Consider the following 14276-nt stretch of genomic DNA (forward strand, 5'->3'; position numbering starts at 1 on the left):
GGAATTATCGCGATTCATCCCTGCACCACCCGACGACCGAAGCCCGTCTGGCGCGACATCGCCGCTGCGACATGCGTGGGCGAGAACACCGTCCGCCGGAAATTCCGCTCGAGCCGATCGGCCACATAGCTCCAGAGCTGCTCGACTTCCTGCGCCGAGCGCCCCTTGGGATCGAAGTCCATCACCGTGCGCCCATCGATCATCGAGGACGCAAAATCGGTGCGCTGGTGAATGGTGACCGGTGCCACCGTGCCGTGCTGCGAAAGTGCAATCGCGGCTTCCGAGGTGATGCGCGCCCGCGGCGTTGCCGCATTGACCACGAAGATAAGCGGCTTGCCGGCGCGTTCGCACAGGTCGACCGTCGCGCCCACGGCACGCAGATCGTGGGGGCTGGGCCGGGTCGGCACCACGATCAGCTCGGCGACGCCGATGACGCTCTGAATGGCCATGGTGATCGCCGGCGGCGTATCGATGACCGCCAGCTTGAACCCCTGCTGACGCAGCGCCTCAAGATCGCCGGCAAGACGCGCGACGCTCGTCTGGGCAAAGGCGGGATAATCGTCGCTGCGCTCGTTCCACCAATCGGAGAGCGAACCCTGAGGATCGATATCGATAAGGACGACCGGCCCCGCGCCAGCGCGCTGCGCCTGAACCGCAAGATGGCCAGACAGCGTGGTCTTTCCCGAACCGCCCTTCTGAGATGCTAGCGCCAATATCCGCACGACATTCCCCCGCTCGATCATGGATCGGGCAAGGAAATCTCACGCTTCCTTCTAAGATTCGGTTAAGTGCGCTGCCCGGCCTGCATAGGCCGCGACCCGGCTAGCCCGTCACCCACTGCGCCCGAGCGATGCCCAGGGCATGCAGCAGGACGCTGAGGTCACCCCGCTCGATGGCGGCATCGGCAGCGGCGCGTGTCTTGGGCTTGGCATGATAGGCAACGCCTAGCCCGGCCGCCTCGATCATCGGAATATCGTTCGCCCCGTCACCGATGGCGATGGATTGCGCGGGCGACAATCTGCCCTGCTCCGCCGCCCCGAGCAGTTCGGCACGCTTGCGTGCGGCATCGACAATCGGTTCGCCGACCGTGCCGGCAAGCTTGCCGTCGGCGATGTGCAGGGTGTTGGCAATGGCGACATCGAACCCGATCTCCTGCGCGACCGGCTGCGCGAACGGCACGAACCCGCCGGACACCAGGATCGTGCGCGCGCCGCGTGCCCGCAGGGTCTGCACCAGCGCCCGGGCGCCGGGCATCAGCCGCACCCGCTCGGCGCGGCAGCGATCGATCATGGTCGCGTCCAGACCCTTGAGCAGCGCGACCCGCCCGGTCAGCGCCTGCGCGAAATCCAGTTCCCCGCGCATTGCTCGCTCGGTCACCGCCGCGATTTCTTCCTTGAGGCCGGCATAATCGGCCAGCTCGTCGATGCACTCGACGGTGATCATCGTCGAATCCATATCCGCCACGAACAGACGGCAATCGCGGTTCGCCCCCGCGAGCACGAACAGGTCGGCGGGCGGCGCCAGCGCTTCCAGCGCCGCGCGCGCAACGGCCCGGCCACCGGCGAAGGGCAGGTCGACAGCCTCACCCGCCTCGATCCAGACCGGCGCGGCGACATCGAGACCCGCCTGCGCCAGCGCATCGCGCGCGGCGGTCACGTCCCCCTGCCCAAGTCCGTCATGCGCGACTAAGGTCGCAACCATGTCCCGTCCGTTCGAAATGCCGCCAGCCATGCCTGATCCTGATTCCCTGCCCGAAATGCGCGACCGGGAGCGGCCGCCGGTGGCGCTTATTGCCGGGCCGACCGCCAGCGGCAAGAGCGCAGTCGCGATGCGGCTCGCGCGGGCGACGGGCGGCATCATCATCAATGCCGATGCCAGCCAGGTCTATGCGGACCTGAATGTGCTGACTGCCCGCCCGCCCGAGGAGGACCTCGCGCAGGCCCCGCACCGCCTCTTCGGCCATATCGACGGCATGGAAGATTGCTCGGCCGCGCGCTGGGCGCAGGACGCCAAGGCAGAAATCGATGCCGCCCATGCGCAAGGCGTTCCGGCTATTCTCGTGGGCGGCACCGGGCTTTATCTGCACACGCTGCTGCACGGCATCGCGCCGGTCCCGGCCATCGATCCGGCGATCCGCGAGGCCGTGCGCGCGCTGCCGGTGACGCAGAGCTATGCCGCGCTGGAACGGGAAGACCCAGTCAGTGCAGGGCGGCTCAACCCGGCGGATACCTCGCGCGTCGCGCGCGCGCTGGAGGTCGTCCGCTCGACCGGGACGCCGCTCCCCCAATGGCAGGCCCGGCGCGAAGGCGGCCTTGCGGGACACATGCGCATTCACGGTGCGGTGGTGATGCTCCCGCGCGAGGTGCTCGCCGAACGCGCCGAGCAACGGCTGGATCTCATGCTGGCGCACGGCGCCATCGAGGAGGTCGAAGCGCTCGTTCGCCGGGACATTCCGCCTGATCGACCGGTGCTGCGCGCACTCGGCGTTCGCGAACTCGCCGCGATGCTGGCGGGCGAAATCGACCGGGCGACAGCACGGGCAGCCATCCTCCAGCAGACCATCGCCTATCAGAAGCGGCAGCGGACATGGGCTCGGGGCCGGCAAGCCGGCTGGACGACCATCGATCCGCAGGCTGCGGTGATCATTGAAGACTTCAACAGCATCGCGCCGGAGGGCCATTAACGGCCACCTGCTCGTCTGTACCAAAACCGGACATGGCTTTCGACGTGCAAGATGAACGCTTCAACGCTCTGACAAATGGTATAAAGGCCGTTCATCTTTCGCCATCCCGCACCGACGGAGACCTGTTTCATGCTCAAGCGTTCGTCCCTTGCCATCGCGCTCGGCCTCGCCGCGTTTGCCAGCGCCCCCGCCCTCGCATCCGGCGATGCCGCTGCGGGCCTTGAAGCGCTCAAGAACTATAATCTCATCGTGCTGGGTGACGTGAACCTGAAGCATGATGTCGAGGGCAAGATGCTGGTCGGCGGCAACCTGACCGGCGCGAGCCAAGTCGGCATCGGCAATTCGAGCCAGGGCCAGACAAAGAATGCCGGTATTCCCGTTCTGACGGTAGGCGGCAATATCTCAAATGCTGATATCAAGGTGCATAACGGATCCAATGGCGGCGTCGGCACCATCGCCAGCGGCGGCAGTGCCTCGGTCGCCGGCAATGTCAGCAACAGCTGGCTGACGATGAACTCGACGCCCCGCACCGTGACGGTTGGCGGCAACTTCACCGGCAGCAACCCCAACATCGGCAATGGCGACGTCTATACGATCGGCGGCAGCTTCTCCGGCGGGACGATCAACCAGAGTGGCGGCTCGCTGAATGTCGGCGGCACCGCGTCTGGCAACTTCAACGGCGGCACGCGCAACTTCAATCTCGCCTCCGGCAATTCCGGCTATGCGGCCTCGGTCTCGGCACCCATCACGGCGACGGTGACCAAGGTCTCCGACGATGTGCGCGCGCTCTCGAGCGCACTCGCCTCGCTCAACATGGCGAGCAACCCGAGCGGCTTCGACATCACCGGCACGGCCATGACGCTGAACGCCGTGGACAATGGCGCCGGCTATGCGCTGTTCTCCTTCAATGCGGCCGACTTCGCATCGATCAACAGCCTGAAGTACAACTTCTCGGGCACGACGCCGGTCATCATCAATGTGTTCGGCACCGATGTGAACCTGGGCTTCAACTCCAACGGCGCAAATCAGGCGAACAACCAGCAGGTCATCTGGAACTTCGTGAACGCGGAGACGCTCAACTTCTCCGGCAACATTTTTTATGGCTCGGTCCTGGCGCCCAGCGCCAGCCTGCTGATCCACACCCCGATCGAAGGTTCGGTCGTGGTCGGGCGCTATACTGATGGCAATGGCGGCGAGATCCACCTCGGCACCTTCAACGGCAACCTCAATCTGGTGCCCGTGCCCGAGCCTTCCACCTGGGCGATGATGATCATGGGCCTGGGCCTGACCGGTCTGGCGATGCGTCGCCGCGCGAAGACCGTCGCCTTCGCCTGACGGCCACGATCTTCATCATCCTTGAAAAGCTGGAACGGCGCTGACTTCGGTCGGCGCCGTTTCCATTTGGGCCGCTGGCGAGAACATGCCCGTCCAATAAAATGTTGCAAATTTTTCCGTTATTGTAATTTTATTACTCAATATTGATTTGACACGGCATTTTATAATCCATAGAGGCACCAACCTTGTCAGGGCAGCTCCTTTCGACCAAGGGCGCTGCTAATGGTTTTCAAGGAGTTTCCCGTGGCCGAGAGAAGCGGCGCCGACATTCTGGTTCAATGCCTGCTCGATCTGGGGGTCGACACCGTGTTCGGCTATCCCGGCGGCGCGGTGCTGCCGATCTATGATACGATCTACGATCACCCGAAGATCCAGCACATTCTCGTCCGCCACGAGCAGGCTGCGGCCCACGCCGCCGAGGGCTATGCCCGTTCGACCGGCAAGCCCGGCGTCGTGCTCGTCACATCCGGCCCCGGCGCGACCAACGCGATCACCGGCATCACCGACGCGCTGATGGATTCCATCCCGATGGTCGTCATCACCGGGCAGGTGCCGACGACACTGATCGGCACGGACGCGTTCCAGGAAGCCGATACCGTCGGCCTTACCCGCCACTGCACCAAGCATAATTATCTGGTGAAAAGCCCGGCCGATCTGGCCGCGACGGTGCACGAGGCGTTCCACATCGCGACCTCCGGCCGCCCCGGCCCGGTCGTGATCGATATTCCCAAGGACGTGCAGGTTGCCACCGCCGCCTATGAGAAGCCCTCGCTTAATGCCCATCCCAGCTACCGGCCGCAAACCGAGCCGGATGCGGAGATGATCGACAAGGCCATTGCGCTCATTCTCGATGCCAAGCAGCCAGTCCTCTACACGGGCGGCGGCGTCATCAATTCCGGCCCCGCCGCCAGCGAAGCGCTGCGGGCGCTGGCCGATATGCTCGGCGCGCCGGTCACCTCGACGCTCATGGGCCTGGGCGCCTACCCCGCCTCCTCGTCGCAATGGCTGGGCATGCTGGGGATGCATGGCACCTACGAAGCCAATTTCGCGATGAACAAGGCCGATCTCATTCTGGCGCTGGGTTCGCGGTTCGATGACCGCGTGACCGGCCGGCTGGATGCGTTCGCCCCGCTCAGCAAGAAAATCCATGTCGATATCGACCGCGGCTCGATCAACAAGATCGTGCCGGTGGACGTGCCCGCCGTTGCCGATGTCGGCCGCGCGATCGAGGCGATCATCGCCGGCCTCAAGGCGCGCGGGTTCAAGAAGCCCGATTATAGCGGCTGGTGGTCGCAGATCGACGAGTGGCGCGCACGCAAGAGCCTCGATTATGTCGAGACCGGCGAGGAAATCATGCCGCAGCGGGCCATCGCCGAGCTCTATAATGCGACCCGCGACCGCGACACGATCATCACGACCGAAGTGGGCCAGCACCAGATGTGGGCGGCCCAGCACTATCATTTCGAGGAACCGAACAAGTGGCTCACCTCGGGCGGGCTCGGCACCATGGGTTATGGCTTCCCGGCCGCGATCGGCGCCCAGCTCGGCAATCCCGATTCGCTGGTGATCGACGTGGCCGGCGATGCCTCGATCCAGATGAACATCCAGGAGCTTGGCACGGCGATCCAGTATCGCCTGCCGGTCAAGATCTTCATCCTGAACAACGAATATATGGGCATGGTCCGCCAGTGGCAGGAACTGACCTATGAGAGCCGCTATTCGCACAGCTATTCGGACAGCCTGCCCGATTTCGTGAAGCTGGCCGAAGCTTATGGCGCGACCGGCATTCGCATCGAGACTATGGACGAACTGATCCCCGGCATCCGCCGGATGATCGACACGCCGGGCCCGGTCATTGTCGATTGCCGGGTGGCCAAGCTCTCCAACTGCTTCCCGATGATCCCGTCTGGTGCGGCGCATACCGATATGCTGCTCGACCCCAGCCAGGTCTCCGGGACGATGGACGACGAGGCCAGGGCGCTGGTCTGATGACCCAGCCCGTCCGCCTTCGCCTCCATGTCAGCGAACCGTTCGATTTCGAGCGGCACAATGAGAGTGCCGACCTGTTCGGCACGACGCGCGACCATGGCGACGAGGATGCTGGCGAGTGGGTGATCGAATTGGAAAGCCGGTTTCAATTCAACGAGCGGGATTATGACAGCGTTCTGGTGTCGCCCCGCTATGTTGGAGAGCCGCTGCGCCGGGTGTTCGATGCGATGCTGGGCGAACCGGTGCGCATCGCCCACCGCACGCCCGAGGGTTGGCATTATGCCATGACCGGCATGCTCTCGGTGGCGCCGCCAGCCAGTGACGGCCCGGCCGGGACGCCAGACGATCCAACCGGTCTCTGACCGACCCGATTTTGAACCCATTGCGATTTCTTGACGAGGACGAAGAGTGATGCACATCCGCCAGGAGGACAGCGAACGCCATGTGCTGTCCGTCACGGTCACCAACGAGGCAGGCATTCTCGCGCGGATCGCGGGCCTGTTTTCGGCACGCGGCTATAATATCGAGAGCCTGACCGTCGCGGACGTGAGCGCGGACCATAAGGTCAGCCGCATCACCATCGTGACCAATGGCCCCCCGCGCGTGATCGACCAGATCATTGCCCAGCTGGAGCGACTCGTGCCCGTACACAAGGTGACCGACCTGACCGAGATCGGCCCCTTCGTGGAGCGCGAACTGGCGCTGGTGAAGGTCGCCGGCACTGGCGAGGCGCGCATCGAGGCGCTGCGGCTGGCGGACGTGTTCCGCGCCAAGGTGGTCGACACCACGCTGGAGAGCTTCGTCTTCGAGATCACCGGGCCGAGCAACAAGGTCGATACGTTCGTCGGCCTGATGCGCGAACTGGGGCTCGTTGAAGTGGGCCGCACTGGCGTTGTCGGGATGCTGCGGGGCGCCGCCGCCTGAATTTAGCCAGTCCACCCCGCAGAAAACCGCGACACCGGCTTGGCTTTGCCGGCTGAAAGGTGCAGGAGCGGTCCGCCGGCGGGGGCCGACACGAGATTTTTACATGGATGCCGACACAGGTCGGCCCGACGAACTGAAAGAGAAGGGTTCTGGGAAATGCGTGTTTATTACGATCGCGATGCCGATATCGGCCTCATCAAGGGCAAGAAGGTCGCCATCCTCGGCTATGGCAGCCAGGGCCATGCCCATGCGCAAAACCTGCGCGATTCGGGCGTTGCTGAAGTCGCGATCGCGCTGCGTCCCGGCTCGCCCTCGGCTACCAAGGCAGAAGGCGCCGGCTTCAAGGTGCTCGCGAATGCGGATGCTGCCAAGTGGGCCGACGTGCTGATGATCCTCGCGCCCGACGAACATCAGGCCGCGATCTACGAGAACGACATCAAGGGCAATCTGCGCCCCGGCGCCGCGCTGGCGTTCGCGCACGGCCTCAACGTCCACTTCGGCCTCATCGAGCCGCCGGCAGATGTCGACGTGATCATGATCGCGCCCAAGGGCCCGGGTCACACCGTGCGCGGCGAATATGTGAAGGGCGGCGGCGTGCCGTGCCTCATCGCCGTCCATCAGGACGCGACCGGCAATGCCCATGACATCGCCCTCTCCTACGCCTCGGGCGTCGGCGGCGGTCGCTCGGGCATCATCGAGACCAACTTCAAGGAAGAGTGCGAGACCGACCTTTTCGGCGAGCAGGCTGTGCTGTGCGGTGGCTTGACCCACCTCATCCAGGCTGGTTTCGAAACGCTGGTGGAAGCCGGTTACGCGCCGGAGATGGCCTATTTCGAGTGCCTCCACGAGGTGAAACTGATCGTTGACCTGATGTATGAGGGCGGCATCGCCAACATGCGCTACTCGATCTCGAACACCGCCGAATATGGCGACATCACCACCGGTCCGCGCATCATCACCGAAGAGACCAAGTGGGAGATGAAGAAGGTGCTCGAGGACATCCAGTCCGGCCGCTTCGTCAAAAACTTCGTGCTCGACAACCGCGCCGGCCAGCCGGAGCTGAAGGCCAGCCGCAAGGCCGCTGCCGCCCACCCGATCGAGCAGACCGGCGCCCAGCTGCGCGCCATGATGCCCTGGATCGGCGCCAACAAGCTGGTGGATCAGGCTAAGAACTAAGCCTTACCGGCATCGCCTAGATATGGGGCGGCGGACCGTTGGTTCGCCGCCCTTTCTCTTACGCGCTGCCATTCACCAGATCGGCCAGCGCCTGCCATGGCGCGATATCCCAATAGCGCCGCCCGGAGCCGGATGGCGACGGCAGCACGAACAGGCGGGTTATCCCGATCCGCTCAACCTGTTCGCCCAGCACGATCCGGCCGGTCGGCCGATCGAGCAATCGGCTCGCGCCGGTCTTGCTGGTGAAGGCGAGGATAGCAGGCTGGTAACGCAGCATTTTTTCGCGCAGCACCGCCCCATCCAGCGCGTCGGCCGGCAGCTCGGCATCATTGCCGAAATGACCTTTGGAAAGATCGGTGAGGCCGATGCCCAGATCCAGCAACCGCGGATAATCGCACGGCGAGAACCGCTCCGGCGTCAGCCCGACCTGATGCAGCGTGCGCCAGAACAAATTGGCCGGATTGGCATAATAAGCCCGCGCCTGCGCCGACTGGCGCCCGAGCGCCGTTCCGCAGAAGACCAGCCGCAAGCCCGGCGCCAACAGGTCCGGCACGGTGAAGTCATCTGGCAACGGACCTGATCTGGGCAAAACCATCATGCCCCTCATGTAGGCCGCAGAGGGCCGCTCGGTAAGGGGATGAGATGAAAACGCCTCCCCATCGTGCGGAGAGGCGTTTCGGGATCGCGTCAGACGTTGTTGGCCTCGGCAGGCAGCACCACCACCGGCTCGCCCCGCGTCTTCCACAAGGAGTAGAACACGCCGCCTGCCAGAATGACGAAGGTGACGCTGAGCGACACCACCGGCGGGATCTTGGCGATGCCGAGCGCATCGGCCAGGACGATCTTGGAGCCGATGAACACCAGCAACAGGCTGAGCGCATATTTGAGGTAATGGAAGCGATGCACCATCGCCGCCAGGGCGAAATACAGCGCGCGCAGGCCCAGAATGGCGAAGATGTTCGAGGTGTAGACGATGAACGGATCGGTGGTGATGGCGAAGATCGCCGGCACCGAATCCACTGCGAAAACCACGTCGACGAACTCGACCATCAGCAGCGCCAGGAACAGCGGCGTCATGTAGCGCACCGTCCGCCCGGTCGCGCCATCGGGCAGCTTCACCCAGAAGTGATGGCCGTGCAGCTCCTCCGTCACCCGGAAGCGGCGCTTGATCCACCGCAGCACGGGCGAGTTGCCGACCTCATACTCGGCTTCTGCATTGCGCCACATCTTGATGCCGGTGAAGATGAGGAAGGCCGCAAAGACATACAGCACCCAATCCCAGCGCTGCACGGCGGCGGCACCGAAGCCGATCATGATCGCGCGCAGGATGATGACGCCGAGAATGCCCCAGAACAGCACGCGGTGCTGGTACAGGCGCGGGATGCCGAAATAGGTGAAGATCATCGCAATGACGAAGACATTGTCCATCGCCAGGCTCTTCTCGACCACGAAGCCCGTGACGTAATTCAGGCCCGCCGTCGGCCCAAGCTGCCACCAGATCCAGCCACCAAAGGCCAGACCGAGCGTGATGTAGAAGGCGGACATGGCGAGGCTCTCGCGCACGCCGATTTCCTTCTCCTCCTTGTGCAGCACGCCCAGATCGAAGACCAGCAGCGCCAGCACGAGGCCCATGAACATGAGCCACATCCAGGCCGGCTTGCCGAGCCAGAGAATATCCAGAAATTCCATGCGTCAGGCCCCCAGTACCCGGGGGCCGGCCAGCGAGCGCCGCAGGCGGCTCATCAGCACATCGCGGCGCAGACGCAAGCGCGCGACGAGATGACCATCGGGCCGCGCCTTGCCCCGTTCGCTGGACAGCGCATCGTCGACGCGTTGCAGCAGGACCATCAGATTGAACGTGAAGATATTCATGAACGTCATCCTCCAAAGTGCGTTGCACGTGATCGGATGACTGGATGCCTGAGCCTGAAAAACCGAACCTGCACCGGTATCACCCGATGCGGTCCGACATCGCGAGGCGCTCATGTTTGAGCGCTGCGCCAGAGGGGCCCGGTCCGCAGGCGGCATTTTGGAGATAGCGCGGCAGGTTTCAAGAGGGCGATGCGAAAAAACTTGCGTCGGGCCGTGACCGAGGCGCTATGCCAGATGACATCGCGCCTGCCGGGCCGCGAAGCCCGAGGTCTCGATCCCCATGCCACTCGATCCCTTCTACATTCTGTGCGCGGTGGTCGCCGTGGTGATTTCCGGCCTCGCCAAGGGTGGCTTCTCCGGCGCGGGCTCGCTGGCCATGCCTATCCTCGCCCTTGCGATCGACCCGGTGCGGGCCGCGGCTATCCTGCTACCGATCCTGATCGTGCAGGATGTGGTGGGCGTCTGGGCGTTCCGCCGCACCTGGGATGGGCATGTGCTCGCGGTGATGATCCCCGGCATGACCATTGGCGTGGCGCTGGGCTATTTCTTCTCCGCGCAGGTCTCGGCGGATGTCGTGCTGGGCGTGCTCGGCGCGATCTCGATCCTCTTCGGCCTGCAGCGCCTGTGGGTTGAGCGGGGCCATGCGATCACCCTGCCCTCCAATTCCCCGGCATGGCTGGGCGTGCTGTTCGGCGTCGCATCGGGCTTCACCAGCCACGTCGCCCATGCCGGTTCGCCGCCCTTCCAGATGTGGGTGCTGCCCCGCAAGCTTCCGCGCGATACGCTCGTCGGCACCACCGCCATCGCCTTTGCGGTGATGAACTGGATCAAGGTGCCGGCCTATGCCGCGCTCGGCCAGTTCACCCACGCCAATCTGCTCGCAACCGCTGCGCTGATCCCCCTCGCCCTCATCTCCACGATGCTGGGCGTGAAGCTGGTCCGCAAGGTCGAGCCGGAGCGCTTCTATGTGCTGATCTATGTCCTGATGATCCTGCTCGGCGTGAAACTGCTCGCCGATGCGCTGATGTAAAGCCGGCGCCCTTCGATCCGCACCCGATAATCCCCTGATGACAGCGGCGAGTGGCACGCTATGCTAAGGCGTATCGTTCTCAATCCCCCTCGCAGACGATCAGGAGACACAGATATGCGCCTCATTCACGCTGCCCTTCCCGCTCTTCTTCTTGCCGGCATCACCGGCGGGCTGGTCGCACAGCCTGGCAAGCCGGACCCCGCCGCGATTTCCGGCGGCACCTATACCGCCGATCCCGGCCACACGCTGGTGAAGTGGGAAGTCGATCATTTGGGCTTCACGCCCTATTTCGGCATTTTCGGTGACATCACCGGCACGCTCCAGCTCGACCCCAAAAACCCTTCGGCGGCCAAGGTCGATGTAACCATCCCCGTCTCCAAGGTCACCACCGCCAGCGCGGGTCTGACGGCTCACCTGCTGCGCGCCGGCAAGGATGGCAAGGCCGCCGACTTCTTCGGCCCGACGCCCGCCGACGCCCGCTTCGTCTCGACCAGCGTCGTCGTGGACGGTCAGGCTGCCAAGATCACCGGCAACTTCACGCTGAACGGCGTGACCAAGCCGGTGACGCTGGACGCGCGCTTCTATGGCGCCGGCATGGGCATGGGTAACAAGGAAAATGTCGGCTTCACCGCCACCGGCTCGATCAAGCGCAGCGACTTTGGCGTTGCTTACGGCCTGCCGATGGTGGGTGACGAGGTTAAGCTCGAGATCGTCGCCGGCTTCACCAAGTAAGCGCTGAGACTATCCGGCCGGTGAGGCGATCACCGGCCGGTCACAGCCCATGCGCGCAAGATGGGCGCGCCGCGCGACGATCCCGTCATCCCCCTTGAAGATTGGCGAGAGCGGATAGACGCCGAGCGGTTGGAACTGCCGAAAATCCATCACCGCCACATCATAGCGTGCGCACAGGGCCGCCAGATCGGTGGCCTTGAGCATTTGCAGCGCCATCACTGCCGGTTTGCCGGGCGCACCATCGGCATCGAAGCGCACAAGGTCGGTCATGAAATAGCCGCCGCGAATATCGACCAGCACCACATCGGCATCGGACGCGCGAATGGCCGCCATCGTCTTAGCATAGCCCCGCACATAGTGCTCGGTATCGCGCGCCTGCCAGAGCGTACCCAGCAGCGCGAACAGAGCACCGGCCACCAGCAGCACCCGGCCATAGCGCGCATCGCGCGGCACGACCGCGCGCCAGCCCAGCCCGGCGAGGAGGCAGAGCGCCCCGATCTGGCCGTGCATGTATCGGAAGCCCCAGCCATAGCCCTGATAGAGCGCAAGGCAGAGACCGGCGATCACGCCCAGCAGCAGCGGTACAGTCACCGGCACGTCACGCCACACACTCCGCCAGCGCACGCCCAACACTGCCAGGCCGGCGAGCGGCAGGAGCAGCAGATTGTTCCAGGCCATCAGCCGCGAAATGTTCAGCAGCGGCTGGAGATTATCGAGCCGACCGAAGAGGCTGATCAGCTTGTCGACGATGCTGTTGGTGCGGTGGACATCGCTTGGCGGTGCCGGGCCGACCAGCTCGGCCAGCGCCATCGGCCAGAGCCGGGCCCAGATCACCATCAGAGCGAGCGCGACACAGATATGGAACAGCGCCGGACGCCAGCGGCGATTGGCCGCCATCCACAGGATGAACGGCGCGATAAACAGCAGCGGGAAGTGCCACTGATGCAGCCCCGCGGCCAGAACTGCGACCAATGCCGCCAGTCCATGCCCCAGCGCCCCGCCACGCAACACCAGCGCCAGCCAGATCATGTTGAACGCGAAATGGCTCGTCATCGCATAAGGCGTCATGGCGGTGACGAGCAATTGCGCGGAGGTGAGCGCCATAACCATCGTCACCAGCGCAGCATCGCGCCGATCCGGGTTGAGGTGCCGCGTGATATGCCAGAGCGCGACGAGGCCCGCGCCGAGGGTCAGCGGGGCGGCGAGATCAGCCAGCCCGACCCGCTGAAACAGGCTGCGGATTGCGGCATGGACCGGCAGATAGATCGAGGTCCAATGCGTATCCGAACCGTAGGGACTGTAGAATTCCGGCTGCATCGCATGGCGGACGGCGTTCCAGGCTTCGGGAATCGGCCAGCCGATCATGCCATGGGCGAGCGCGCCCGCCGTCAGCTCGACCATCACCTCATCGCGCGAAACGCTGTAGCCATGGAAGACCCAGGTTCGCCCTAGCCAGGCGAGCAGGACAATGATGAGGATGCCGACGGGAACCAGCGCCCTCCCGGCGAAGGTGCCGCCACTTGCGTGCTGGTCAGCCAGCCGACCGCCCCGCGCCCGGAGGCCAACGATAAAACCCGCGACCAAAAGGCCAAACGCCTGCGCGTCCAGCATCCACATATCCTGCCGGGCGAACAGATATTCGGAAATGCTCCGGCCATACTGGCCGCGCAAATGCCACATCCAGGTGCCCCAGCTCAGCGCGAGGCACAGCACACCGCCCGCCACCAGCGCCGTTGCGAGAGCCAGCGGGCGCCCGTGCGCCGGATCAGACGATCGGGACATTGCCCTCACGCGCCAGATCTGCGCGAATGAACAGGCCGTCCATTTCCACCAGCAGCGGGAAATGGCCCTTGTTGTTGGCGAACACCGCATTGGGCACGAAGCCGCCGCGCTCCAGAAGCGCGATCATCGTGCGATAGTCCGTCGCGCCATCGTAGAGCGGGCGCACCGACAGTTCGGTCTGCGCGGCGGTGATCCGCCCGGCGACCGCGCTGGCCCCGGACCAGACCTGCGCGTCATGCCCCTGCGTATCCATCTTGAGCAGAATCGCGTTAGCATCGCGCGCCGGCTCCAGATCGGGCAGCAGCGTATCGAGCCGGGCGCAGGGCACATGCACGGTGCGCGTGACCTTGTTGCGCTCGGCGAAAATCTGCTCAAGGCCATCCTGAGGGGCATTGAGCGAGCTGAACTGGTCGGCCGCCATCAGGTGGAAGGTCGCCTCGCCATCCCGATCCGAGAGGGCAATATTGTGGACGTGCCACCGTGCATCCTTGCCGGCGATCTCCACCAGCTTCGCGCAGACCTCGGGGTGCGGCTCGAACGAGAGGATCGTGCCGCGAAAGCCGACATCCTTGCGCAACATCGTGGCATATTGCCCGGCATTGGCGCCGACATCGATCACGCAATCGATGCCGAAATGCCCGATCAGCCGGCGCAGCGAGACAATCTCGCCATATTGATGCTGGCGGCCGACAAGGCCCAGCCGCACGGCCAGCCAGCGGTCGCGCAGTTCGCGGCGGTAGCGGCGCAGGTCGA

15 protein-coding genes are annotated in these 14276 nt (G+C 64.5%); 8 read left to right on the forward strand and 7 right to left on the reverse strand.

What is annotated here, in order from left to right:
* Positions 1-14 precede the first annotated feature (14 nt).
* Entirely contained in the window at positions 15-722 is a 708-nt protein-coding gene (locus tag M2334_RS10605; RefSeq protein WP_181561377.1) for a ParA family protein, read from the reverse strand.
* A 100-nt stretch (positions 723-822) separates the two neighbouring features.
* Positions 823-1731: a phosphoserine phosphatase SerB gene (serB, locus tag M2334_RS10610; RefSeq protein WP_264594738.1), complete on the reverse strand. Its 909-nt coding sequence runs from the start codon at positions 1729-1731 to the stop codon at positions 823-825.
* On the opposite strand from serB, the gene miaA reads away from it, so the two are divergent.
* The 6 genes from miaA (at position 1730) to ilvC (ending at position 8107) form a co-directional block, all read left to right on the forward strand.
* Complete coding sequence (miaA, locus tag M2334_RS10615; protein WP_264594739.1) at positions 1730-2683, forward strand: tRNA (adenosine(37)-N6)-dimethylallyltransferase MiaA; 954 nt, start codon at positions 1730-1732, stop codon at positions 2681-2683. The two genes, serB and miaA, sit on opposite strands and share 2 nt — an antisense overlap.
* A 129-nt stretch (positions 2684-2812) precedes the next feature.
* The gene (locus M2334_RS10620) at positions 2813-4018 is read left to right on the forward strand and encodes a collagen-binding domain-containing protein (RefSeq protein ID WP_264594740.1); all 1206 of its coding nucleotides are present in this window, start codon (positions 2813-2815) and stop codon (positions 4016-4018) included.
* A gap of 243 nt (positions 4019-4261) precedes the next feature.
* Positions 4262-6007: an acetolactate synthase 3 large subunit gene (locus M2334_RS10625; RefSeq protein WP_264605379.1), complete on the forward strand. Its 1746-nt coding sequence runs from the start codon at positions 4262-4264 to the stop codon at positions 6005-6007.
* Positions 6007-6369: a hypothetical protein gene (locus M2334_RS10630; RefSeq protein ID WP_264576072.1), complete on the forward strand. Its 363-nt coding sequence runs from the start codon at positions 6007-6009 to the stop codon at positions 6367-6369. The genes M2334_RS10625 and M2334_RS10630 overlap by 1 nt, the downstream gene beginning before the upstream one ends.
* 49 nt (positions 6370-6418) lie before the next feature.
* Positions 6419-6931, forward strand: coding sequence for an acetolactate synthase small subunit (gene ilvN / locus M2334_RS10635; RefSeq protein ID WP_264586963.1), 513 nt, complete (start codon positions 6419-6421; stop codon positions 6929-6931).
* A gap of 156 nt (positions 6932-7087) precedes the next feature.
* Complete coding sequence (gene ilvC, locus M2334_RS10640) at positions 7088-8107, forward strand: ketol-acid reductoisomerase (RefSeq protein WP_181559289.1); 1020 nt, start codon at positions 7088-7090, stop codon at positions 8105-8107.
* Positions 8108-8165: 58 nt separating this feature from the next.
* Here ilvC and M2334_RS10645 read toward each other — a convergent pair whose 3' ends face one another.
* From M2334_RS10645 to M2334_RS10655, 3 genes are all read right to left on the reverse strand, one after another.
* Complete coding sequence (locus M2334_RS10645) at positions 8166-8660, reverse strand: mismatch-specific DNA-glycosylase (protein WP_264605380.1); 495 nt, start codon at positions 8658-8660, stop codon at positions 8166-8168.
* Between the two features lie 134 nt (positions 8661-8794).
* Positions 8795-9796: a TerC family protein gene (locus M2334_RS10650; protein ID WP_264605381.1), complete on the reverse strand. Its 1002-nt coding sequence runs from the start codon at positions 9794-9796 to the stop codon at positions 8795-8797.
* 3 nt (positions 9797-9799) lie between these two features.
* Positions 9800-9979 carry a hypothetical protein gene (locus M2334_RS10655; protein WP_264605382.1) on the reverse strand — a complete coding sequence of 60 codons (180 nt, stop codon included), beginning with the start codon at positions 9977-9979 and terminating at the stop codon, positions 9800-9802.
* Between the two features lie 280 nt (positions 9980-10259).
* On the opposite strand from M2334_RS10655, the gene M2334_RS10660 reads away from it, so the two are divergent.
* Positions 10260-11009, forward strand: coding sequence for a sulfite exporter TauE/SafE family protein (locus M2334_RS10660; RefSeq protein WP_264605383.1), 750 nt, complete (start codon positions 10260-10262; stop codon positions 11007-11009).
* A 114-nt stretch (positions 11010-11123) separates the two neighbouring features.
* Positions 11124-11741 (forward strand): YceI family protein, encoded by a 618-nt coding sequence (locus M2334_RS10665; RefSeq protein ID WP_264572508.1) that lies wholly within the window; start codon positions 11124-11126, stop codon positions 11739-11741.
* A gap of 9 nt (positions 11742-11750) precedes the next feature.
* Here M2334_RS10665 and M2334_RS10670 read toward each other — a convergent pair whose 3' ends face one another.
* The gene (locus M2334_RS10670; protein ID WP_264605384.1) at positions 11751-13523 is read right to left on the reverse strand and encodes an MFS transporter; all 1773 of its coding nucleotides are present in this window, start codon (positions 13521-13523) and stop codon (positions 11751-11753) included.
* Entirely contained in the window at positions 13507-14271 is a 765-nt protein-coding gene (locus tag M2334_RS10675) for an FkbM family methyltransferase (protein WP_264606077.1), read from the reverse strand. The genes M2334_RS10670 and M2334_RS10675 overlap by 17 nt, the downstream gene beginning before the upstream one ends.
* Between the last annotated feature and the right edge of the window lie 5 nt (positions 14272-14276).

The organism is Sphingobium sp. B11D3D (assembly GCF_025961755.1).
In the GTDB taxonomy this organism is placed as follows: domain Bacteria; phylum Pseudomonadota; class Alphaproteobacteria; order Sphingomonadales; family Sphingomonadaceae; genus Sphingobium.